The sequence below is a fragment of the Streptomyces sp. SCSIO 75703 genome, assembly GCF_036607905.1.
In the GTDB taxonomy this organism is placed as follows: Bacteria; Actinomycetota; Actinomycetes; order Streptomycetales; family Streptomycetaceae; genus Streptomyces.
The window spans coordinates 3,694,462-3,717,423 of record NZ_CP144555.1; the positions used below are offsets into that span (position 1 = coordinate 3,694,462).

General features: G+C 72.8%; 15 protein-coding genes, 6 tRNA genes and 1 riboswitch. Of the genes, 11 read left to right on the top strand and 10 right to left on the bottom strand.

Annotation, left to right across the window (positions count from 1 at the left end; genetic code table 11):
- Positions 1 to 83: 83 nt before the first annotated feature.
- Positions 84 to 1,178: a Glu/Leu/Phe/Val dehydrogenase dimerization domain-containing protein gene (locus VM636_RS16170; protein WP_030422809.1), complete on the bottom strand. Its 1,095-nt coding sequence runs from the start codon at positions 1,176 to 1,178 to the stop codon at positions 84 to 86.
- A 245-nt stretch (positions 1,179 to 1,423) separates the two neighbouring features.
- On the opposite strand from VM636_RS16170, the gene VM636_RS16175 reads away from it, so the two are divergent.
- Together VM636_RS16175 and bldC are read left to right on the top strand one after the other, a co-directional pair.
- On the top strand, positions 1,424 to 2,275 hold the full coding sequence (locus tag VM636_RS16175) for a hypothetical protein (protein WP_338484938.1): 852 nt from the start codon (positions 1,424 to 1,426) through the stop codon (positions 2,273 to 2,275).
- A 532-nt stretch (positions 2,276 to 2,807) separates the two neighbouring features.
- Positions 2,808 to 3,014, top strand: coding sequence for a developmental transcriptional regulator BldC (bldC, locus tag VM636_RS16180; protein WP_003949541.1), 207 nt, complete (start codon positions 2,808 to 2,810; stop codon positions 3,012 to 3,014).
- Between the two features lie 491 nt (positions 3,015 to 3,505).
- Here the strand turns inward: bldC and VM636_RS16185 are convergent, their stop codons facing one another.
- From VM636_RS16185 to VM636_RS16215, 7 genes are all read right to left on the bottom strand, one after another.
- Positions 3,506 to 3,736, bottom strand: a complete 231-nt coding sequence (locus VM636_RS16185; RefSeq protein WP_053914664.1) for a DUF6274 family protein — start codon at positions 3,734 to 3,736, stop codon at positions 3,506 to 3,508.
- Between the two features lie 297 nt (positions 3,737 to 4,033).
- Positions 4,034 to 4,108, bottom strand: a tRNA-Asp gene (locus tag VM636_RS16190).
- Between the two features lie 92 nt (positions 4,109 to 4,200).
- Entirely contained in the window at positions 4,201 to 8,169 is a 3,969-nt protein-coding gene (gene hrpA / locus VM636_RS16195; protein ID WP_053914665.1) for an ATP-dependent RNA helicase HrpA, read from the bottom strand.
- Between the two features lie 148 nt (positions 8,170 to 8,317).
- Positions 8,318 to 8,391: transfer RNA gene (locus VM636_RS16200), tRNA-Phe, on the bottom strand.
- Between the two features lie 24 nt (positions 8,392 to 8,415).
- Positions 8,416 to 8,490, bottom strand: a tRNA-Asp gene (locus tag VM636_RS16205).
- Between the two features lie 49 nt (positions 8,491 to 8,539).
- Positions 8,540 to 8,612 (bottom strand) — tRNA-Glu (locus VM636_RS16210).
- A gap of 80 nt (positions 8,613 to 8,692) precedes the next feature.
- Positions 8,693 to 10,309, bottom strand: a complete 1,617-nt coding sequence (locus VM636_RS16215) for a metallophosphoesterase (RefSeq protein WP_053914682.1) — start codon at positions 10,307 to 10,309, stop codon at positions 8,693 to 8,695.
- A 91-nt stretch (positions 10,310 to 10,400) separates the two neighbouring features.
- On the opposite strand from VM636_RS16215, the gene VM636_RS16220 reads away from it, so the two are divergent.
- The 9 genes from VM636_RS16220 to VM636_RS16260 all read left to right on the top strand — a co-directional run bounded on the left by VM636_RS16220 (position 10,401) and on the right by VM636_RS16260 (position 20,256).
- Positions 10,401 to 10,751 carry a metallopeptidase family protein gene (locus VM636_RS16220; protein ID WP_030422813.1) on the top strand — a complete coding sequence of 117 codons (351 nt, stop codon included), beginning with the start codon at positions 10,401 to 10,403 and terminating at the stop codon, positions 10,749 to 10,751.
- A 114-nt stretch (positions 10,752 to 10,865) separates the two neighbouring features.
- On the top strand, positions 10,866 to 11,411 hold the full coding sequence (locus tag VM636_RS16225; RefSeq protein WP_030422814.1) for a hypothetical protein: 546 nt from the start codon (positions 10,866 to 10,868) through the stop codon (positions 11,409 to 11,411).
- 617 nt (positions 11,412 to 12,028) lie between these two features.
- Entirely contained in the window at positions 12,029 to 14,218 is a 2,190-nt protein-coding gene (locus VM636_RS16230) for a DEAD/DEAH box helicase (RefSeq protein ID WP_053914683.1), read from the top strand.
- Between the two features lie 258 nt (positions 14,219 to 14,476).
- Positions 14,477 to 14,549, top strand: a tRNA-Lys gene (locus tag VM636_RS16235).
- Positions 14,550 to 14,800: 251 nt separating this feature from the next.
- Positions 14,801 to 15,931: a dihydrofolate reductase family protein gene (locus VM636_RS16240; RefSeq protein ID WP_053914684.1), complete on the top strand. Its 1,131-nt coding sequence runs from the start codon at positions 14,801 to 14,803 to the stop codon at positions 15,929 to 15,931.
- A 74-nt stretch (positions 15,932 to 16,005) separates the two neighbouring features.
- A tRNA-Met gene (locus VM636_RS16245) sits at positions 16,006 to 16,079 on the top strand.
- A gap of 308 nt (positions 16,080 to 16,387) precedes the next feature.
- Entirely contained in the window at positions 16,388 to 17,560 is a 1,173-nt protein-coding gene (locus VM636_RS16250; RefSeq protein ID WP_199825520.1) for a PP2C family protein-serine/threonine phosphatase, read from the top strand.
- A gap of 276 nt (positions 17,561 to 17,836) precedes the next feature.
- Positions 17,837 to 17,994: riboswitch (cyclic di-AMP (ydaO/yuaA leader) on the top strand.
- Positions 17,995 to 18,004: 10 nt separating this feature from the next.
- On the top strand, positions 18,005 to 19,036 hold the full coding sequence (locus VM636_RS16255) for a M23 family metallopeptidase (protein ID WP_053914685.1): 1,032 nt from the start codon (positions 18,005 to 18,007) through the stop codon (positions 19,034 to 19,036).
- 275 nt (positions 19,037 to 19,311) lie between these two features.
- Positions 19,312 to 20,256, top strand: a complete 945-nt coding sequence (locus tag VM636_RS16260) for an aldo/keto reductase (RefSeq protein WP_030422818.1) — start codon at positions 19,312 to 19,314, stop codon at positions 20,254 to 20,256.
- Positions 20,257 to 20,320: 64 nt separating this feature from the next.
- Here VM636_RS16260 and trmB read toward each other — a convergent pair whose 3' ends face one another.
- Positions 20,321 to 21,091 (bottom strand): tRNA (guanosine(46)-N7)-methyltransferase TrmB, encoded by a 771-nt coding sequence (gene trmB / locus VM636_RS16265; protein ID WP_053914691.1) that lies wholly within the window; start codon positions 21,089 to 21,091, stop codon positions 20,321 to 20,323.
- Between the two features lie 282 nt (positions 21,092 to 21,373).
- Entirely contained in the window at positions 21,374 to 22,798 is a 1,425-nt protein-coding gene (locus VM636_RS16270; protein ID WP_030422820.1) for a hypothetical protein, read from the bottom strand.
- Positions 22,799 to 22,962 lie beyond the last annotated feature (164 nt).

Sequence of the window (22,962 nt, forward strand, 5' to 3'; positions counted from 1 at the left end):
CGGAAGAAGTGAGAGTTCTCTCTAACTGCCCTCCGGCGGGTACCGCTCAAACCTTCGACGGCCGCCGCCGCGTGCGGTCGGGGTCAGCCCCGCGCACGCGCCTCCGCCATCCGCTGCTCGGCGATCCGGTCGGCCGCCGCGGCCGGCGGAATACCATCGCTCTTTGCGCGTGCGAAGATTGCAAGGGTGGTGTCGAAGATCTTCGCCGCCTGCGTCTTGCACCGCTCGAAGTCGAAGCCGCGCAGCTCGTCGGCGACCTGGATCACGCCGCCGGCGTTCACGACGTAGTCGGGCGCGTAGAGGATGCCGCGGTCCGCGAGGTCCTTCTCGACGCCGGGGTGGGCGAGCTGGTTGTTGGCGGCGCCGCAGACCACCTTGGCGGTCAGCACCGGCACCGTGTCGTCGTTCAGCGCGCCGCCGAGCGCGCACGGCGCGTACACGTCCAGGCCCTCGGTGCGGATCAGCGCGTCGGTGTCCGCGACCGCGCGCACCGACGGGTGGCGCTCGGTGACGCGGCGGACCGCGTCCTCGCGCACGTCCGTGACGATGACGTTCGCGCCCTCGGCGAGCAGGTGCTCGACCAGGTGGTGGCCGACCTTGCCGACGCCCGCGACGCCGACGGTGCGGTCGCGCAGCGTCGGGTCGCCCCACAGGTGCTGGGCGGAGGCCCGGATGCCCTGGTAGACGCCGAAGGAGGTGAGCACCGAGGAGTCGCCGGCGCCGCCGTTCTCGGGGGAGCGGCCGGTGGTCCAGCGGCACTCGCGGGCCACCACGTCCATGTCGGCGACGAAGGTGCCGACATCGCAGGCGGTGACGTACCGTCCGCCGAGCGAGGCGACGAAGCGGCCGTAGGCCAGCAGCAGTTCCTCGCTCTTGATCTGCTCCGGGTCGCCGATGATCACGGCCTTGCCGCCGCCGTGCTCCAGGCCGGCCATGGCGTTCTTGTACGACATCCCGCGGGCGAGGTTCAGCGCGTCGGCGACGGCCTCGGCCTCGCTCGCGTAGGGGTAGAAGCGCGTGCCGCCGAGGGCGGGGCCCAGGGCGGTGGAGTGGAGGGCGATGACGGCCTTCAGGCCGCTGGCACGGTCCTGGCAGAGCACGACCTGCTCATGTCCGCCCTGGTCCGAGTGGAACAGGGTGTGCAGCACATCAGCGGGTGCGCCGGTTACGTCGGTCACGGTGGTGACTCCTGAGTAAAGAGCGGCGGGTGGAGACGACCCCCATCCTGCCCCCACGCTTGTGGCACGGGAGCGGGGCGGGAGCCTGGCATGAGGGTAGGCCCTGGTGCCGCCGGACCGCCCCACCGTGTGCGGGATCACCTCCGCACGGAGGACGGGGCGCGCGGGGGCACCCGCGGGGTGGGCCGCGCCCGGCGGACCCGGGCCGCAGGTTTTCGCGCCGGTGCGCGGGGGAGGGAGCAGGGGTGCCCAAGGTGTCCTCGGTGATCGTCCCCTACGCGGCCTACCTGCGGGTCTACGAGCCGCTGGCCGCCTTCCGCGAGCCCGAGCGCGGCCACTGGACCCGCTACGCCCGCCGCGCCGACCTGCCCTCCTACCAGGACGAGCTGCGCCGCTCGCTGGCCGACCTGCTGCCCACCCCGCCGGTGCCGGTCCCGGTGCACGAGAGCGGCGACGCCTTCGTGACCGAGGTCGACGGGGTGGTCCGCGTCTGCCCCTGGCGGACCCGGCTGCGCGGCTGGCAGGCCCTGGGCGAACTGGCCGAGGACTTCCCGGAGCCGGTCCTCGACGCCCTGCTGCCGCCGGTCGTCCGCGACCAGAGCACGCGGGACTACGAGCGCTGGCGGGAGCGGAACCCGGACGCCCGGCCCTGGATCCGCACCGCCACCTGGCAGGTGCCGATCAACTGGTTCGTGCTCGTCTCCGACGAGGAGCGCGAGTACGACCGGGGCGGCGCGGGACCCGGGTCCGCGCCCCCGGTGCTGCGCTACCGCACGCCGATGGTGCAGGCCAGGCGACGGGTCGCCCGGGGGCTCCGGGCGCTGCGGCAGGCGATGGACGAGGGGCCGCTGATCGACGGCCTGGTGGACGTGGGGCGCTGGCTGGAGGAGTTCCACCCCCGCTCGCTGGTCGAGTTGGACTACGGGGGGCTGGTGCACACGCTGCCGGCCGGGGAGCTGGAGGCGGACCACTCCGCCGCGGACGTCGCCGAGGGCATCGCCGCGCTGGGTCAGGGGGACGGGGCCGCGGCGGGGGAGGCGTACGGGCGGCTGGTGGAGCGGTGGCGGTCGGTGCGCGACCGGCGGTCGGCGAACTGACGTTTGCGGTGCCGCCCGATCCGGGGTTTCGTACGGAGCGCGGAGTGGACCACCGTGCGTGTTGATGCGGAGTCGACAAAGGACGTACGCCCCGTTCCGGGCGTATGTGTCAAGCGTGACGGATCGCACGTACCCCACTCTTGCGCCGCTTCCCCCTCCTCATGCCAAAATAGGACAAGGAGCCCGGGGGAGGTTCCGTCCGTCCTGATGTGGTGCACTGTGGGCGGGTTCTCAGCTTTGCACGCTTTGGGGGATCTGGTGACTCCTGATCGCCATGTGACTGATCGTCACAGAGGCGTGACTGTCCGCTATGGCATGGTCCATCGGCTTCCGTCGGTGATGAACACCTGGGAGGGCAATTCCATCGGTTTGGCCGACGCGGCTGGACAGATGGTGTAGTTGTAGTGCCGAGGACAAGCCGTTCGTCCTATAACCGACTCGACTCGCGTCCGCCATTTCGGGCAACGCGGGTCAAGGTGCAGAATTTAGAGGAATGAACCGAGAAGGTTCGGTTCTCCCGAGGAGGCCGCTCATGACCGCTCGCACCCCTGATGCCGAGCCGCTGCTGACCCCGGCTGAGGTCGCCACCATGTTCCGCGTCGACCCGAAGACGGTCACGCGCTGGGCGAAGGCCGGCAAGCTCACGTCGATCCGCACGCTCGGCGGGCATCGCCGCTACCGCGAAGCCGAGGTCCGCGCGCTGCTCGCGGGCATTCCGCAGCAGCGCAGCGAAGCCTGAACAACCGCATAACCGGGCAGAACGACGCGTCCCCCAACCTGCCGAGACGCCCGGAATCATAGCTCCAAGCGACGCGGGTCCTGCCCCAACAGGCCCCCCGCCCACCCCAGCTGAACACGTCGGGTGACCGACAGGGTGCGTCGTCGATCGCGCTGGACCCCCACAGGGCCCGGCGCGATCTTTTTTGTGCCCGGCGGTGGCGTGTCCGATCACGTGGGTGAGCGGCCTTGTCGGAGTCTGGGGAGGGGTGTCGGATCGGGTCGCCGGGGGCCGCTCCGGAGGGTCACCAAGGGCCCGGACGGGGGGTGCAATTGCACATATTAAATTGACCCCGCGCAGGGGGCCCGTGAGTCCCGGAGTTTCGAAAACTCCTGCCGTGACACCCGTCACACGCTCTGGCGCTTGTTGACTGCGGCATATGTGCGCTAGGGGCGGGCTCGAAGCCTCAGCAGCCTTACGGCACAGGGGTGTTGGGAGTGGATGACCGGGCGTCACGTCAAGGACGCACCCCGTTCACCTGCCCTCGCCTGACGGGCCGTCGGCTCGCCGGACGGCGCGGCGACCGTCAGGAGGGCGGGGGAGTCCGGGGCGGACGAATCCATCGCCAGCCGCAGTAACCGGTGGCAGACAGGGCAACGGTGCGTCACATGGCGGTACGCCGACGCGGCCGACAGATGCGCGCGGAGCAGTGCCCGCGTCTCGTGCCTGACCGATGCCGTCATACGCCACCTCCGGGGGCCGCACGGGGAACGGGCCCTGCCCATTGAAGTACCGAGTGGACCTGACGCCGTCAAGGCCGTCAGAGGGGCACTGAGGGGCGCTGAGGGGCGCTGGGGGCCCTGGTGAGGGCAGGGGCGGAAGGGCCACCGGACGTACGGGCGTTGCGGGCCGTCCGGCCCCCGGCGGAGCCCGGCGGGCGGGGCCGGCCCGGGTCCGTGCGGCGGGTCCGTGCGCGCGACGGCGCCGGACGAGGGCATGCGAAAGGGCCCGCACCTCGCGGTGCGGACCCTTTCGTGACGCGGTCCTGACGGGATTTGAACCCGCGGCCTCCACCTTGACAGGGTGGCGAGCACTCCAAACTGCTCCACAGGACCAGATTTCGCGGCGCTTTTCGGTGTTGCGCTGCGAGAAGAGACTGTACAGGAGGGTGCGCCCCGGGTCGAACTCACCCTCCGTACGGCCCTCGTCACGGTGCCAGCGCGTCGATCGCCTTCACGATCCGCTTGTCGGAGACCGGGTACGCCGTGCCCAGCGCGTGGGCGAAGTAGCTCACCCGCAGCTCCTCGATCATCCAGCGCACGTCCAGGACCTGGCGCGGGACCGGGCGCCCGGCCGGCATCTGCTCCAGCAGCCAGGCGTACTCGTCGCTCATCTCCCGGACCTTCTCCATCCGGGTCGTGTCCCGCTGGACGTTGGCCGGCATCTGCTGGAGCCGGCGGTCCGCGGCGACCAGATAGCGCATCAGGTCCGGCAGCCGCCCGAGCCCCGCCTCCGTCACGAAGCCCGGCTTCACCAGCGCGTCGAGCTGGGCCCGTACGTCCTGGAGGTTGGGCAGCAGCGCGGGGCTCCGCACGGACTTGAGCCGGCGTTCGCACGCCTGCCAGGCGGCCAGCACCTGCTGGACCCGGTCCACCGCCTGGACGGTGGTGTCCACGATCTCCGCCCGGACCCGGTCGTACAGCTTCCGGTAGGACTCCTCGTCCCAGGCCGGACCGCCGAAGCCGGCGATCAGCCGGTCGGCCGCGGCGGTCGCGCAGTCGTCGAACAGCGCCTGGATGGAACCGTGCGGATTGGCGGACAGCCCGAGCTTCTGCTGGTTGGTGAGCTTTTCGGATGCGAACTTCGCGGGGTTGACCGGAATGTTGCGCAGGATCAGCCGGCGCGTGCCCTTCCACATCGCCTGCGCCTGCTCGGCCTCCGTGTCGAAGAGGCGTACGGAGACGGTGTCGCCGTCGTCGACCAGCGCCGGGTAGGCCCGCACCGGCTGGCCGGCCCGGCGGGTCTCGAAGACGCGGGTCAGCGTGCCGATGGTCCAGTCGGTCAGCCCGGTGCGCTCCAGGGACTCCCCGCCCCGGCGTTCGGCCGTGGCGGCCGCCGCCTGGGAGAGGGCCTTGCGCGCCTTCGGGCGGAGCCGGAGCCGGAGTGCCTCCAGGTCCTTGTCCTCGGCCAGCGTGCGGCGTCGCTCGTCGACGATCCGGAACGTGATCTTGAGGTGGTCGGGGACCTTGGCCCAGTCGAAGTCGGTGGGCTCGAAGGGGACGCCCACCATGCGCCGCAGTTCGCGGGCCATGGTCGTCGTCAGCGGCTCCTGGAGCGGGACGGCCCGGTCCAGGAACGCCTTCGCGTAGTTCGGCGCGGGGACGTAGTGGCGGCGGACCGGCTTGGGCAGGGAGCGGATCAGCTCCGTGACGACCTCTTCGCGCAGGCCCGGGATCTGCCAGTCGAAGCCCTCGTCGGTGACCTGGTTCAGCACCTGGAGCGGGACGTGCACGGTGACGCCGTCCGCGTCCGCGCCCGGCTCGAACTGGTAGGTGACGCGGAACGTCAGCGGCCCCTGGCGCCAGGAGTCCGGGTAGGCGTCCTTGGTGACCGCGCCCGCCTTCTCGTTGACGAGCATCTCGCGCTCGAAGTCGAGGAAGTCGGGCTGCTCGTGCCGCTTGTGCTTCCACCAGGAGTCGAAGTGCGCGCCGGAGACGACGTGTTCGGGCACCCGCTGGTCGTAGAAGTCGAAGAGCGTCTCGTCGTCGACGACGATGTCCCGGCGCCGGGCGCGGTTCTCCAGCTCCTCCACCTCGCCGAGGAGCCGGCGGTTGTCGGCGAAGAACTTGTGGTGGGTGCGCCAGTCGCCCTCGACCAGGGCGTGCCGGATGAACAGGTCGCGGCTGACCTCGGGGTCGATCCGCCCGTAGTTCACCTTGCGCTGGGCGACGATCGGCACGCCGTACAGGGTGACCTTCTCGTACGCCATCACGGCCGCCTGGTCCTTCTCCCAGTGCGGTTCGCTGTAGGTGCGCTTGAGGAGGTGGCCGGCGAGCGGTTCGACCCACTCGGGCTCGATCTTCGCGTTGACCCGGGCCCAGAGGCGGGAGGTCTCGACGAGTTCGGCGGACATCACGAACCGCGGGGGCTTCTTGAAGAGCGCCGATCCGGGGAAGACCGCGAACTTGGCGTTGCGGGCGCCCAGGTACTCGTTCTTGGCGCCGTCCTTCACGTCCTTCATGCCGACGTGGGAGAGGAGCCCGGCCAGCAGGGAGATGTGGACGCGGTCGCCGGGCGCGTCCTGGTCGTTGAGGTGGATGCCCATCTGCCGGGCGACCGTCCGCAGTTGCGTGTAGATGTCCTGCCACTCGCGGACCCGCAGGAAGTTGAGGTACTCCTGCTTGCACATCCGGCGGAAGGAGGAGGAGCCGCGCTCCTTCTGCTGTTCGCGCAGATAGCGCCAGAGGTTGAGGTAGGCGAGGAAGTCGCTGGTCTCGTCCTTGAAACGGGCGTGCTGCTGGTCGGCCTGGGCCTGCTTCTCCGCCGGGCGCTCCCTCGGGTCCTGGATGGACAGCGCGGCGGCTATGACCATGACCTCGCGGACGCAGCCGTTCTTGTCGGCCTCCAGCACCATGCGGGCCAGGCGCGGGTCGACGGGGAGCTGGGCGAGTTTGCGGCCGGTCTCCGTGAGCCGGTCGCGCGGGTCCTTCCGCGCCGGGTCGAGCGCGCCCAGCTCCTGGAGGAGCTGCACGCCGTCGCGGATGTTGCGGTGGTCCGGCGGGTCGATGAAGGGGAACTTCTCGATGTCGCCGAGGCCGGCCGCGGTCATCTGGAGGATGACGGAGGCCAGGTTGGTACGGAGGATCTCCGCGTCGGTGAACTCGGGCCGGGCGAGGAAGTCGTCCTCGCTGTAGAGGCGGATGCAGATGCCGTCGCTGGTGCGTCCGCAGCGGCCCTTGCGCTGGTTGGCGCTGGCCTGCGAGACCGGCTCGATCGGCAGCCGCTGGACCTTGGTGCGGTGGCTGTAGCGGGAGATCCGCGCGAAGCCGGGGTCGATCACGTACTTGATGCCCGGCACGGTCAGCGAGGTCTCGGCGACGTTGGTGGCGAGCACGATCCGGCGCCCGGAGTGCCGCTGGAAGACGCGGTGCTGCTCGGCGTGGGAGAGCCGGGCGTACAGCGGGAGGATCTCGGTGCGCTGCCAGTCGGCGCCGGCTCCCCGCGGCTGCTTGCGTTTCTCCAGGGCGTCGGCGGTGTCCCGGATCTCCCGCTCGCCGGAGAGGAAGACCAGGATGTCGCCCGGCCCCTCGCCCATCAGCTCGTCGACGGCCTCGGTGATCGCCGTGATCTGGTCCCGGTCCGCGTCCTCGCCGTCCTCCTCCAGCAGTGGGCGGTAGCGCACCTCCACCGGATACGTCCGCCCGCTCACCTCGATGATCGGGGCGTCGCCGAAGTGCCGGGAGAAGCGCTCGGGGTCGATGGTGGCCGAGGTGATGACGACCTTGAGGTCGGGCCGCTTCGGCAGGAGCTGCGCGAGGTAGCCCAGCAGGAAGTCGATGTTGAGGGACCGCTCGTGCGCCTCGTCGATGATGATCGTGTCGTAGGCGCGCAGCTCGCGGTCGGTCTGGATCTCGGCGAGCAGGATGCCGTCCGTCATCAGCTTGATGAAGGTGGCCTCGGGGTCGACCTGGTCGGTGAACCGGACCTTCCAGCCGACGGTCTCGCCGAGCGGGGTGTCCAGCTCCTCGGCGACCCGCTCGGCCACGGTGCGCGCCGCGATCCGGCGCGGCTGGGTGTGGCCGATCATGCCGCGCAGCCCGCGGCCCAGCTCCACGCAGATCTTGGGGATCTGGGTGGTCTTACCGGACCCGGTCTCACCGGCGACGATGACGACCTGATGGTCGCGGATGGCCGCCGCGATGGCGTCCTTCTTCTGGCTGACCGGAAGCTGCTCGGGATAGCTGACGGCGGGGGTGCGGGCGCGCCGTTCGCCGATGCGCTGCTCGGCCTTGACGACCTCCGCCTCGATCTCGGCGAGGACGGAGGCGCGGGCCTCCGGCTTACGGATCTTCCGCGCACCTTCGAGCCGGCGGCCGAGCCGGTGCGCGTCGCGCAGGGACAGCTCGGTCAGCCGGGGGGCGAGGGCGCCGAGGGCGGGGGCGGGGTGCGTAGACATACGGAATCCAGGATCTCATCCCCCGGAAATTCCTGGCGAGCGCTTTTACCCCGGGCCGGGGGCCGGGGTACCGGGAGCGCGACCGACCCGGACCTACGGCGGAACAGGCAACGACAAGGCCCCGATCCGGGGATCGGGGCCTTTGCTGTGGCTGGGGCCGGGGTCGAACCGGCGACCTTCCGCTTTTCAGGCGGACGCTCGTACCAACTGAGCTACCCAGCCGTGAGGTTTCACGTGAAACCTCAGCGGTCCTGACGGGATTTGAACCCGCGGCCTCCACCTTGACAGGGTGGCGAGCACTCCAAACTGCTCCACAGGACCAAGTGGGCGGGTGCGAACCGGCAAAGCAAGTGTCGCACACCGTACTGCGTGCCCCCAACGGGATTCGAACCCGTGCTACCGCCTTGAAAGGGCGGCGTCCTAGGCCGCTAGACGATGAGGGCTATCGGCCCGCCTGGGCGCTTCTCAGCGCGTCGGGGACGTGAGAAGCATAGGGGATGGCGGGACCTATCACCAAAACGGTTTACGGGGCGTCCGGCGTCGGCGTGCCGGGTGTGGTGGAGCCTTCGCTCCCCGACGGGTCCGGCCCGGTCGGGGACGGCGTCGCCCCGGGCTGGTTCTCCTTCGGCAGATGGCGGCTGACCTCGGCCGTCGTCAGCCCCAGGCCGCCGAGTTTGATCTCGTCCCAGGCCTGGAGGCGCCGGGTGTCCCGGTCGAAGTAGAGGATCGACGCCTGGATCGGGTCGGGGTGCTCGCCCTCCACCGCCCGCAGCCCGCTGCCGCCGGTGGAGCCCTCGACGCGGAGCCGGGTGCCGAACTTCATGACCTCCATGCTCTCGCGGTGCAGATGGCCCGACAGCACCAGCGGCACGTCCCCGTCCACCACCCGGGCGGCCGACGGTTCGTGCACCACGGCCACGTCCACCGGGGTGCCGGCGGCCTGCTGGTCGCGCAGGGCGGAGGCCAGCCGGGCGCCGGCCAGCTCCTGGGACGCCTCCGCGCCCGGCTTCGCCGACCGGTCGGGGGTGAACTGGGGATCGCCGATGCCGGCGAAGCGCAGCCCGGCGACGGTCACGGCCCGGCCGTCGTCCAGCACGTGCGTGTTCCTCAGGCCCTTCAGGTACTCCTGGGTGACCATCGAGTCGTGGTTGCCGCGCACCCATACATAGGGAGCGCCCAGGTCCTTGACCGGGTCCAGGAAGCCGTTCTCCGCCGCCGTGCCGTGGTCCATCGTGTCGCCGGAGTCGACGATCACGTTCACGTCGTACTGCTCCACCAGCGAGGCGATGATCTTCCAGCTCGCCGGGTTGAGGTGGATGTCGGACACGTGCAGCACCCGCAGCGTGCTCGGATCGGGCCGGTAGGCGGGGAGCGTGGAGGTGACGTCGTAGAGCTTGGTCACGTTCGTCACCAGGCGGGCCAGCTCCTGCTGGTACACGTCGAACTCGGTGACGATGCTGCGCGCGTCGCCCACCAGGGAGGGCGCGGAGGAGAGCAGCCCGGAGAACTTCGGCTCCAGGACGGAGTCCGGGTTCCAGGTCGCGTACGCGGTGCCGCCGGAGGCGACGAGCAGCGTCAGCGCCAGACCGCCGGCCGCCGCGGCGCGGCGGGGGCGCCGGTAGACCACCAGGCCGAGCGCCGTGGCGCCGGTGACCACCGCGACGCAGGAGCGGAGCGCCAGGTCGAGCGTGCCCTGCCCGACGTCCCGCGCCACCTCGTCCTGCAGCCCGGAGAGCCGCTCGGGGTGGTCCACCAGGGCCTGGGCGCGGGCCGGGTCGAGCTGGTCCACGTTGACGTCGAGGCGGACCGGGGCGACGTGGCTGTCCAGTTGGAGGGCGCCCAGCGGCGACACGTTGATCTTCGTGCCGCCGGCCAGCGAGGGACGCAGGGTCATCGTCGTGTTCATCGGGCCGACCGGGACGCGCACGTCGCCCACCACCAGCAGGCCCAGCCAGGCGCCGAGCAGGACGACGGCGATCATGCCGAGGGCGCGGGTCAGCGGCCGGGAACGGGGCGCGAGACCCACCGCCGGGGAGACCGGCCGGGTGCGGCGGCGGAACGGGAGGATGCGCGGGGCGCGGCGGATGCGGTTCATCACCTCGGCCATGACGTGCGGGAATGCGGCGGGGACGCGGGCCATTGGGGCCGTATGCCCCTGACCCCGGGCGGATATGCGAGGGCGGGTCGTGACGGCAGTGTCATACCGATGTGTCGTATCCGACAATGGGTCTGTGCTGGAGATGACGCGCGAGGAGTTCGAGGAACTGGTCGCCGAGGCGCTGGACCGGATCCCCCCGGAGCTGACACGGCTCATGGACAACGTGGCGGTCTTCGTCGAGGACGAGCCGCCCGCCGACGAGCCGGACCTGCTCGGGCTCTACGAGGGGACACCGCTGACCGAACGCGGCGAGTGGTACGCGGGGGTGCTCCCGGACCGGATCACCATCTACCGGGGGCCGACGCTGCGCTTCTGCGAGACGCGCGAGGACGTCGTCGCGGAGACGGAGGTCACGGTCGTGCACGAGATCGCGCACCACTTCGGCATCGACGACGCGCGTCTGCACGACCTCGGATACGGGTGACCGAGCCGCCCTCGGGACGGCCGCGGACGCCGGTCCCGGCGGTGTGACGCGTGTCCTCTTGTGGGTGACGGGAGTTGGGCACGGCGACTCCTTGACCCCCGGAGGTGGCCGCCCGTGCGCCCCTTGTACGTACCCGCCCGACTGACCGCCACCTTCCTGGCCGTCGCCGCTGCCGCCGGCTGCGTCAACGTCGGCGACGACGCGTCCGGCCGGAGCGCGCGCCCGACGCACTCCGCCGGTGAGCGGGCCGGCGACGCGCCCGGGGCGGGCCCGGTGCTCCCGGGCGGTCCCGCCGGGTACGGCCAGGCCGGCGGCGGTGACGGGCACGGCCGCGGCAAGGACGCCGGGGGCGGCGACGGCAAGGCCGGGAAGGACGGGCGCGACGAGGACGGGGGCGAGGACGCCGGCCGCTCGGGGGCACCGACCGCCGGCCCCTCCGGTTCGGCCCCCTCCAAGGGCGGCCCCGGTGAAGCGGCCCCCACCCGTACGACGCTCCCGGAGCCGCCGCGTCCGCCGGAACCGGAGCCGACGGCCACGCCGGAGCCGCCCGACCCGCCGGCGCCGGAACCGACGCCCGAGCCGTCCTCGTCCGCGCACGAACCGCCGGGCACCCAACTCGCCCAGCGCGAACCGGCCCCGCGGGCCGGGGTGCCGGTCTAGGCGGGCCGGCGGGCGCTGGCACTGGGGCCGGTGGGCGCCGGTGCCGGGGCCGGTGGGGAGGGCGCGGTGCCTGGCGGGGCGCGCCTCGTGCGGGCCGCCGGCTGCCTCGCGCGGTGTGGCGCGGTACCCCGGGGTGGTGCCGGGTGCGGTGCCCGGGGGTGGTGCGCTTCTTGCGATACGCCTCGTGGGTGTGGGGCGCCTCTTGCGATACGCCGCGCGTGGTGTGAGGGGGAACACGGTCGCGACGGGACCCACCCGCCGCACCGGAACGGGCGGGATCACCCGCTCGCGGCAGGCCGTGCCGCCCGCGCGAAAAGGGCCGGGTCACCAGCTCGGAAGGGGCCGGCGCGGCCCTCGGAAGGGGCCGGATCGCCCGCGGGAAACGGGTGGGGCCACCCGCTCGGTCCATGCGACCACTCGGTTTGCCTAAGGGGGTGGTAGGTGCGTATGGTGGTAGATCGTTTGATCCCATTTGCCCGGCGCCACCACAGAGCGCGCCGTGTGGCGCGTACTCTCCCTTGCCGTGGCGGACCGCATCGAGGCGGTCGTATTGCGAATCGCGATTCACGGAGTTGACGGGCGCGTGCCGACGAGACTCCGGAAGGTTTCGCATTCGCATGTCCATCACCAGTGCTGATCACGTCGTCGTGCCCGAGAACGCCGAGGGCGTTTCCGTGGCCACCGACGTCACCGACGTCGACGTCACCGACGTCACCGACGTCGACCTCACCGAGGCCGCCGTCGAGACCGTGGAGGCCGACGAGGCCGCCGCGGACTCCGGCGAGCCCGAGCCGACCTTCGCCGAGCTGGGGCTGCCCGAGGGCGTCGTGCGCAAGCTCGCGCAGAACGGCGTGACCACCCCCTTCCCGATCCAGGCCGCGACCATCCCGGACGCCCTGGCCGGCAAGGACATCCTCGGCCGCGGCCGCACCGGCTCCGGCAAGACCCTCTCCTTCGGTCTGCCGACCCTGGCCACGCTGGCCGGCGGCCGCACCGAGAAGCACAAGCCGCGCGCCGTCATCCTGACGCCCACGCGCGAACTGGCCATGCAGGTCGCCGACGCTCTCCAGCCCTACGGCGACGTGGTCGGCCTGCGCATGAAGGTCGTCTGCGGCGGCACCTCCATGGGCAACCAGATCTACGCTCTGGAGAAGGGCGTCGACATCCTCGTCGCCACCCCGGGCCGTCTGCGCGACATCATCAACCGCGGCGCCTGCTCCCTGGAGAACGTGCAGATCGCGGTCCTCGACGAGGCCGACCAGATGTCCGACCTGGGCTTCCTGCCCGAGGTCACCGAACTGCTCGACCAGGTGCCGGCGGGCGGCCAGCGGATGCTGTTCTCCGCCACCATGGAGAACGAGATCAAGACCCTGGTCGACCGGTACCTCGACAACCCGGTCAGCCACGAGGTCGACGCGGCCCAGGGCGCGGTGACGACCATGTCGCACCACATCCTGGTCGTGAAGCCCAAGGACAAGGCGCCGGTCACCGCGGCCATCGCCTCCCGCAAGGGCCGCACCATCGTCTTCGTCCGCACCCAGCTCGGCGCCGACCGCGTCGCCGACCAGCTCCGCGAGGCCGGCGCGAAGGCCGAGGCGCTGCACGGCGGCATGACCCAGGGCGCCCGTACGCGCACGCTGGCCGACTTCAAGGACGGTTACGTCAACGTCCTGGTCGCCACCGACGTCGCCGCCCGCGGTATCCACGTCGACGGCATCGACCTGGTCCTCAACGTCGACCCGGCCGGCGACCACAAGGACTACCTGCACCGTGCCGGGCGCACGGCGCGCGCGGGCCGCACCGGCACCGTGGTGTCCCTGTCCCTGCCGCACCAGCGGCGCCAGATCTTCCGGCTGATGGAGGACGCGGGCGTCGACGCCACGCGCCACATCATCCAGGGCGGCGCGGCCTTCGACCCGGAGGTCGCCGAGATCACCGGCGCCCGGTCGATGACCGAGGTCCAGGCCGAGTCCGCGGGCAACGCGGCCCAGCAGGCCGAGCGGGAGGTCGCCCAGCTCACCAAGGAACTGGAGCGGGCCCAGCGGCGCGCGACCGAACTGCGCGAGGAGGCGGACCGGCTGGTGGCCCGCGTCGCGCGCGAGCGCGGCGAGGACGTGGAGACGGTCATCGCCGAGGTGGCGGCGGCCGTGGCCGAGCCGGAGATCACCCTGCCGGAACAGCCGGGCGAGCGGGACGAGTTCCGCCGTGACGACCGGAGTGACCGGGGTGACCGGGGCGGTCGTTCGTACGAGCGTCGTGACGACCGGGGTGGCTTCAACCGGGACCGGGACCGGGACCGTGGCGGTTTCCGCCGTGACGACCGGGGCGACCGGGGCGACCGGGGCGACCGGGGTGACCGGGGCGACCGGGGTGGGCGTTCCTTCGAGCGTCGGGACGACCGGCGCGACGACCGCGGCGGTTTCCGCCGTGACGACCGGAGTGACCGGGGTGACCGGGGCGGTCGTTCGTACGAGCGTCGTGACGACCGGGGTGGCTTCAACCGCGACCGGGACCGGGACCGTGGCGGTTTCCGCCGTGACGACCGGGGCGACCGGGGTGACCGGGGCGACCGGGGTGGGCGTTCCTTCGAGCGTCGGGACGACCGGCGCGACGACCGCGGCGGTTTCCGCCGGGACGACCGGGGCGGCCACCGTGGCAGCGACCGTCCGTTCAACCGCGACCGCCAGGGCGACCGCCCCGGCTTCCGCAGCGGCGGCCACGACCGCCCGTACGGCCGCCGGGACGACCACCGCGGCTCCTCCTTCGGCCGCCGCGACGACAAGCCGCGCTGGAAGCGCAGCGGCTGACGGCACCTGAGCACCGGCAAGGGCCCGCACGATCCCCTCGTGCGGGCCCTTCCGCATTCCCAGCCTGTGACGCCCGTCACTTTTTTCGCCCGCGTCTCCCCGGCGTCAACGCCGTGAACCCCCTCCGCACCCCCCACCAGGAACGGCCCCGAACAGCACGAACGCCGACGTCCCGGACGCGCCGACCGCCCGGATACCCGATCGGAGACACGGCCTCGTCCAGCTATGCTCAATGAGGCAACACCACGCACCACCCCTGGGCCCTTAGCTCAATTGGCAGAGCAGTGGACTTTTAATCCATTGGTTGTGGGTTCGAGTCCCACAGGGCCTACGGCCGCAGGCGGAGCGCATGGACTCCGACCTGCCCGCGAAGCGCCCCGGCCGGCCCGACTGGTCAGGGCGCTTCCGTGAGAGGCGTTCCCCGTACCGGCCCTTGACGTGTGTCACCAGTCGTTCTGAGCACGGGCACTCGGCGCCGTCCGCGGCGGGTGGTGGAGGGGGAGGCGGCGCGGTCCTCGTGGGGCGGTGTGTTTCCGTGCCGTCACCGTGGTCAGCCTGTTCGTCCGTCCAGCCGGAGTGCCGATGCCTCTTCCCTACGTCCTGCTCTCCGCCGCCGTCTCCCTCGACGGGTATCTCGACGACACCGGGCCCGAGCGGCTGCTGCTGTCGGGGCCGGCGGATTTCGACCGGGTCGACGAGGTACGGGCGTCCGTGGACGCGGTGTTGATCGGGGCCGGGACGATCCGGGCCGACAATCCGCGGCTGCTCGTCCACGCGGCCGCGCGGCGGGCCGCGCGGGTCGCCTCGGGGCGGCCGGAGTACCCGCTGAAGGTCACGGTGAGCGGGTCCGGGGAACTGGACCCGGCGGCGCCCTTCTGGCACACCGGCGGAGCCAAGGCCCTGCTGACCACCGACGAGGGCGCCCGGCGGGCCCGCGCGCTCGGCATCGCCGCCGACATCGTGCCGCTCGGCGACCGGATCGACTGGCGGGCCGCGCTGGAGCACCTGCATGACGCGCTCGGCGTCGAACGGCTCATGGTGGAGGGCGGCGGCACCGTCCACACCCAGTTGCTGCAACAGGCACTGGCCGACGAACTCCAGCTCGTCCTCGCCCCGTTGCTCGTGGGGGACCCGCGGGCGCCCCGCATGTTCGGGCCCGGCGCCTACCAGGCCGGGCGGCTGCGGCTGGTGGAGACGCGGCGCATCGAGGACGTCGTCCTCACCCGCTACCTGCCCACCGCCCCCGGCACCGGCCCCGCCGTCACCGCCGCCGACCGGCACTGGCTGGCGCTCGCCTGCGAACTGGCCGAGCTGTGCCCGCCCTCGCGGACCGCGTTCAGCGTGGGCGCGGTCGTCGTCGCCGAGGACGGCACCGAACTCGCCCGGGGCCACTCCCGGGAGGGCGACGACCCGGTCGCCCACGCCGAGGAGGCCGCCCTCGCCAAGACCGACCCCGCCGACCCCCGGCTCGCCACCGCCACCGTCTACAGCAGCCTGGAGCCGTGCGCCCGCCGCGCCTCCCGGCCCGCGCCCTGCGCCCGGCTGATCCTCGACGCCGGGGTGCGCCGGGTGGTCACCGCCTGGCGCGAGCCGGACACCTTCGTGGCGGACGCGGACGGCAGCGGGGTGCTCGCCGCCAAGGGCGCCACCGTCGTCGTCCTGCCCGAGTACGAGGAACGGGCCACCGCGCCGAACCGCCACCTGACCGGCTGAGACGCCCGCCGGGGCGCCTGGGGAAACAGATGTGCGCCGGGCCCCCGGGATGACGTACACTGGAGACACAACGACGCGGGGTGGAGCAGCTCGGTAGCTCGCTGGGCTCATAACCCAGAGGTCGCAGGTTCAAATCCTGTCCCCGCTACTGAAGGCCGGAGGCCGGAATCCTTGAGGATTCCGGCCTCCGGTGTGTTGTCGGTGACGTCCGGCGTGATCGTCGACGTCCCCTGCCGCGCGTGCTCACCGGCCTCCGGCGCTGCTCGGCCGTCGCCGTCGCGCCCGCCCCGCCGCCGTGCCCGCCCCGTCGCCGCCCTGCTCGCGGCGCCCCCCGTTCCGTCATCCGATCGGCCCCGTACCGCTCGCCGCCCCTCCCCGCTCCCGCGAACCTGGACGTCGGGACGGCAAGCGGCACGGCAGCGGGGTGGCGGGAGACGAGTGGTGCGGCCAGGTGACGTGGACGACGAGGGAGCGTTCGCCAGGGCCGGCGGCAGGCTCCCCGGCGACCCCGTGCCCGACCCGGGCCTCGGCGACGCGACCCGGTCCCCCGTGCGCCCGCCCGGGCGCGGCGGGCGCCGCACCCTCGTCCGCGTGCTCCCCGTCCTGATCCTCGTCGTCGCCGTCCTCTACGACCTGTTCACCCCCCGCTCCTTCACCGCGGGGCCGCTCTACACGGCCGCCCCGCTGGTCGCCGCGCCGGTCTACTCGCGGCGCGGCACCGTGCTCACCAGCGCCGCCTCGGTCGTCTCCGTCCTCGCGCTCCAGAGCGGCAAGGGTGTCCTCTACTACGTCGACTCCCTGACCGAACTGGCCACCATCGCCACCGTCGCCGCGCTCGCCATCCTCTTCAACGCCTTCGTCCGCCGCACCGACGAACGCCTTGCCTCCGCCCGCGAGATCGCCGAGGCCGCCCAGCGCGCGGTGCTGCCCGCCCCCGCCGAACGCATCGGCGGCTTCGAGATCGCCGCCCGTTACGAGGCCGCCCAGGCCGACGCCTTCATAGGCGGCGACCTCTACGCCGTGCAGGACAGCGCCCGGGGCGTCCGGGTCATCGTCGGGGACGTCCGTGGCAAGGGCATGGGCGCGGTCGCGGCCGTCGCCGTCGTGATCGGCGCCTTCCGCGAGGCCGCCGAGCAGGAGGCCACGCTGGAGGCGGTCGCGCAGCGGCTGGAACGGGCGCTCGCCCGCGAGGGCACCCGGCGCGAGGGGCTGGACGCCTTCGAGGGGTTCACCACTGCCGTCCTCGCCGAACTCCCGCACGGCGACGGCACCGTCCGCATCGTCAACCGGGGCCATCCGCCGCCCCTGTTGCTGTACGCCGACGGCACCCTCGGCCAGGTGCCCGTGCGCGAACCGGCCCTGCCGCTCGGCATGGGCGACCTCGGCGTCTGGCCCGACCGCGCCGAGGAGTCCTGCTTCCCCGGCGGCGCCACCCTCCTCCTCTACACCGACGGACTGACCGAGGCCCGCGACGAACGGGGGGAGTTCTACGACCCGTACGCCTACCTCGCCGGCCGTTCCTTCCGGCATCCGGCGGAGTTGCTGGACACCCTCGCCGAGGACGTACGCCGCTACTCCGGGGACGGTATGGCCGACGACATGGCGCTGCTCGCCCTCCGCCGCCCCTGATCCGCCGCACCCCGTGAGCCCCGCGTCCGGGACCCGCCGTCACGATCCGTGACCGGACGACCGCCCTGCGCATAACAACTGACACACCATCAGAAAATCGTGGTGTGAGGCGCTCCACCAGAGGCGGGTCAACTCGCCCGGTTTTCACCGGTCGTGGGGCCTAAGTCCGTGCCGGGACCGTTAATGATCAAGAGGAACGGCTTGGATTCCCTGCCCGGTGTCTATTAACGTTCGATAACGCAGCGCGGTCGTCCCAGCCGTCACAGAAGGCGGCTCCGCGCGCACGCGCCGAATCCCGCGAGGGAACCGGGGAACCACCACATTGGGGTGAATCGTGTGTGTGCCGCCGTGGAGACGCGGCCGGTATACGCGCGTAGGAGACCTTCCTGCTCCGAACCCGTCAGCTAACCCGGTAGGCGGAAGGAAGGAAAGGAGCGCGCCCACGTGGCGTCCAACCGGCCCGCCCCCGAGGCTCCGTCCGTACCCGGCGGGTACGACGGCGACACCTTCGTCTACGGCGGTCCCCACCCCGACGACGGCCCCTTCGAGGAGTGGAACCCCACCGCCGACACCGTCCGGCCCGTCCGGGGCAGGCACCGCGTCGCCAAGCAGCGCGGCGGGCTCGCCCGCAGCTCCACGGTCCTCGGCGTCGGCGTCATCGCGGCCGTCGGCGCGGGCGGCATGGCCACCGCCGCCCCCGGCAAGTCGCCCGTCTCGATCTCCTTGCCCGACCTCCCCTCGGTCGGCTCGCTGATCTCCACCCCCGAGCCGGAGCCCGAGGGCTCCAGCACCCCGCTCAGCGGTATCGGCGCCTCCACCGGCGACACCGACGAGGGCGCCGGCGACGCCGGTGAGGCGCTGCGGGCCCGGATCATGGCCCAGGCCGAGCAGCAGCAGGACCAGGTGGCGAGCAAGGCCGCCGCCGAGGCCGCCGCCGCCGCGGAGAAGCAGGCCGTCGAGGCCGCCGCCAAGGCGGAGAAGGAGGCCAGGGCCAAGGCCGCCGCCGCCAAGGAGAAGGCGGAGGAGGAGGCCCGCAGGAAGGCCGAGGCCGAGCGCCTGGCCGAGCTGGCCCGGCAGTACGCGCTGCCGACCTCCGCCTACACGATCACCTCGACCTTCGGGCAGTCCGGCTCCATGTGGTCCTCCGGCTACCACACCGGGCTCGACTTCGCCGCCCCCACCGGCACCCTGATCAAGGCCGTGCACACCGGCACGATCACCGAGGCCGGCTGGGCGGGCTCCTACGGCTACCGCACGATCCTCACCCTGGAGGACGGCACCGAGCTGTGGTACGCGCACCAGTCGTCGATCAACGTCAGCGTGGGCCAGCAGGTCAACACCGGTGACGTCATCGGCCGCGTGGGTGCCACCGGCAACGTGACCGGCCCCCACCTGCACTTCGAGGTCCACCCCGGTGGCGCCGACAGCGGTGTCGACCCGACGGCGTGGCTGCGGGGCAAGGGCCTCGGCATCTGAGGCATCCGGCGCCCCGAGCGCCCGGCATCCGGCACCCCGGGCCGGGCAGCCGGCGCGGCACCCCGCGCCGGCCCGGTGGCGGGCCCCGCCCACCTCGACGCGAGACCCCCGTGGCCCCGCCCCGCGCGGTGACCGCGGCGACCCCCTGGAGGACCCCGGCGGTCCTGGCGGCCAACCCCCCGACGCCAGGGCTGCCGGCTTCCGGCGCGCGGGCCGCCCCGCCGAACGGCCCACCCACGGAATGACCGCGTCCGGCGCGGGCGTTGACGTACGACATGACGTATCCGCGCCCTCTCGGCTCCTCCGGTCTCCAGGTCTTCCCGCTCGCCCTCGGCGGCAACGTCTTCGGGTGGACCGCCGACCGCGACCGCTCCTTCGCCGTCCTCGACGCCTACGCGGCTGCCGGCGGCAACTTCCTCGACAGCGCCGACTCCTACTCCGCCTGGGTGGAGGGCAACTCCGGCGGCGAGTCCGAGACCGTCATCGGCGAGTGGCTCGCCGCGCGCGGCAACCGCGACGACATCGTGATCGCCACCAAGGTCAGCCAGCACCCGGAGTACCGGGGCCTGTCCGCCGGCACCATCAAGGCCGCCGCCGACGCCTCGCTGCGCCGCCTGGGCACCGACCACATCGACCTCTACTACACCCACTTCGACCAGCCCGAGGTACCGGTCGAGGAGATCATCGGCGCCCTCGACGAACTGGTGACGGCCGGCAAGGTCCGGTACATCGCCGCCTCCAACATCTCGCCGGAGCGGCTCGCGAGGTCCCTGGAGTTCTCCGAGCGCGAGGGACTCGCCCGCTACGTCGCCCTCCAGCCCCACTACAACCTGGTCTCGCGCGACACCTACGAGGGCCCGCTGCGCGACCTCGCCGAGCGGTCCGGACTCGGCGCCGTCCCCTACTTCGCCCTCGCGGCCGGCTTCCTCACCGGCAAGTACCGGCCGGGCGTGGAGGTCGACAGCCCGCGGGCCGGGCGGGCCGGCGCCCACCTGGAGAGCGAGCGCGGCCGTCGGGTCCTCGCGGCGCTCGACGAGGTCGCCGGGGCGCACGACGCGCCCCTCGCCACGGTGGCCCTCGCCTGGCTCGCGGCCCAGCCGACCGTCGCCGCGCCGATCGCCTCCGCGCGGACCGTGGAGCAGCTTCCGGCGCTGCTCGGCGTGGCGGAACTGAGCCTCACGCCGGAGGAGATCACCAAGCTGACGGACGCCTCCGCCTGAGCGCGGCGCCGGTACGCGGCCCGGGGCGCCTCGACCGCGCCGGGCCGCCGGTCCGCGTCGGCGGTCAGCCCGTCTCGGGCCGGGCGTGGGGGACGCGGCGGAAGACCAGGTCGTTGACGACGTGCCCCTTCTCCAGGCCCTGCCCCTCGAAGCGGGTCAGCGGCCGGTGCGCGGGGCGGGGGGCGAAGCCGCCGTCGGCCCGGGTGTTCTCGAAGTCCGGGTGCGCGGTGAGCACCTCCAGCATGTGCTCCGCGTACGGTTCCCAGTCGGTGGCGCAGTGCAGTTCGGCGCCGGGGGCCATGCGGGAGGCGGCCAGCGTCAGGAACTCCGGCTGGATCAGGCGCCGCTTGTGGTGCCGCTTCTTCGGCCAGGGGTCGGGGAAGTAGACGCGCAGTCCGGCGAGGGAGTCCGGGGCGAGCATCTCGCGCAGGAGGATGATCGCGTCGCCGTTGGCGACCCGGACGTTGGTCAGCCCGTCGCGTTCGGCGAGGGCGAGCAGGTTGCCCTGGCCGGGGGTGTGCACGTCCACCGCGAGGATGTCGACCCCCGGGTCGGCGGCCGCCATCCGCGCGGTGGCCTCGCCCATGCCGAAGCCGATCTCCAGGACGACGGGGTGGTCGTTGCCGAACAGGGCGGGCAGGTCGAGGACCCGCTGCCCGTCGACGTCCAGGCCCCAGGTCGCCCAGAGCCGCTGGAGGGCGTCCGCCTGCCCGGCGGTGACCCGGCTCCGGCGGGGCTGGAAGCTCCGGATGCGCCGCTCGAAGTGGGAGCCGGCGGGGTCGGCCTTCGGACCGTCCGGGAACCGTGGCTCCCCCTTGGCCCGGGTGTGGCGCAGGGAGCCGCCGGCGGGCGCGGCGGGGGCCGCGGAGGCCGGACGGTGGGCGGGGGTGCGGTGGGAATCAGACACAGTGAGTCGATTTTACGTGGGACGGGCGAGCGCCGGAGCGAGCGCCGGTGTGGGGCCTCGGGAAGGGGGCGGGCGGACCACACGCCCCTGGCCGGGGCGGAGCGGGGCACGGTGGGCCGCCTCGTGCGGGCGGCGGCCCACCGGACCGGGCCGGACCGGCCCGTGGCGCGGGCCGACCCGGTCAGGGGCCGGCCGAGGGGCGGCGCGGGGTCAGGCCGGGGTCACCAGGAGCGGGCGGGCCCGCTCGCGGAGTTCGGCCACGCGCGGTTCGTCGCCGTAGGGCTCCAGCCGGTGCAGCAGGTCCTTGACGTACTCGGTGGTGCGGGCGGACGAGATGCGCCCGGCCACCTCGACCGCTCGTACGCCCTGTTCGCAGGCGGCGTCCAGGTTCCCCGACTCCAGTTCGGCGACGGCCGAGACGACGAGTCTGAGCCCGTGCGAGCGGACGAACTCCTCGGTCGGCCTCGACAGCGCCTGCTCGGTGAAGCGGCGGACCTGGCCGGGTGCCTTCAGGTCCCGGTAGCACTCGGCGGCGTCGGCGGCGAAGCGGTCGTAGGAGTAGAAGCCGAGCCAACTGGGGTCGCTGTCGCCGGGGCGGGACCTCTCCAGCCAGCTCTCCGCCGCCTTCAGCGCCGTCCCGGCCGCTGCGGCGTCCCCGGCGCGGGCGTGGGCCCGCGCCTCGACCAGGCGGAAGAAGCTCATGGTGCGGGCGGTGGCCAGACCGCGGTTGCGTTCGAGCGCGGCCTGCGCGAGGTCCACGCCCTCGTCCCCGAAGCCCCGGTAGGTCGCCTGGAGCGACATGGAGGCGAGCACGTACCCGCCGAGGGGCACGTCGGCCGCCGCGCGGGCCAGCCGCAGCGCCTGGATGTAGTACCGCTGGGCGGCCTCCTGCTGGCCGGTGTCGAAGGCCATCCAGCCGGCCAGGCGGGTCAGTTCGGCCGAGGCGCCGAACAGCGCGCGGCCGACCTCGTCGGAGTAGGCGCCGAGCAGCAGCGGCGCCGCCTCGACCCGTAAGCACTCGGGCACCATCGAGGAACGCCAGTCGCCGCCGCCGTACTTGGAGTCCCAGCGGCGGGCGTCCTCGGCGGCCTCCCGGAGTTTGCGCACATCGCTGTGGCCGACCTTCAGGGGTGCGCCGGAGCCCTCGGCCGGGCCCACGTCGCGCGCCACCGAACTGTCGGCCGGGGTTATCAGCCAGCGCGAGGCGGGGGTCGCGTACGCGCTCACCGCGAACGAGCCCGCCAGGGACTGCCAGATGCCGCCCGCGCCGGCCCGGCGTCCGGCGAGGTCGAGGCGGTACAGCTCGGTCGCCGACCGCACCGCCTGCGCCACGTCCCTCGGGAAGGCGAGGCCGACCTCGGGGGCCGGGTCCGCGTCCGCGAGGCCGATCTCGTGCAACGGCACGGGTCGCCCGAGCTTCTGGCCGATGGCGGCGGCGATGAGGTGCGGGGCGGCGCCCTGCGGCACCATGCCCTTCGACACCCAGCGCGCCACCGACGTCTTGTCGTAGCGAAGCGTCAACCCGCGCTGGGCGCCGAGGTCGTTGACGCGGCGGGCGAGACCCGCGTTGCTGATTCCCGCGAGGGCGAGAACGGCGCCGAGCTTTTCGTTCGGCCCGCGTTGCTCCCTGGACATGCGCCACCCCTCGACACAGACGGCTGCCGCGCTGGCATAACCCCGCGGCATTCGTAAACCCAGCGTAGTTCGCCGCATCCCAAGCGTTAAGGGGCATTCTTCCGGATGGCGGGATTGTGGTCCGTACGGAAGTGCGGCGTCTGTACGGACTGTGGCCGTGTGCT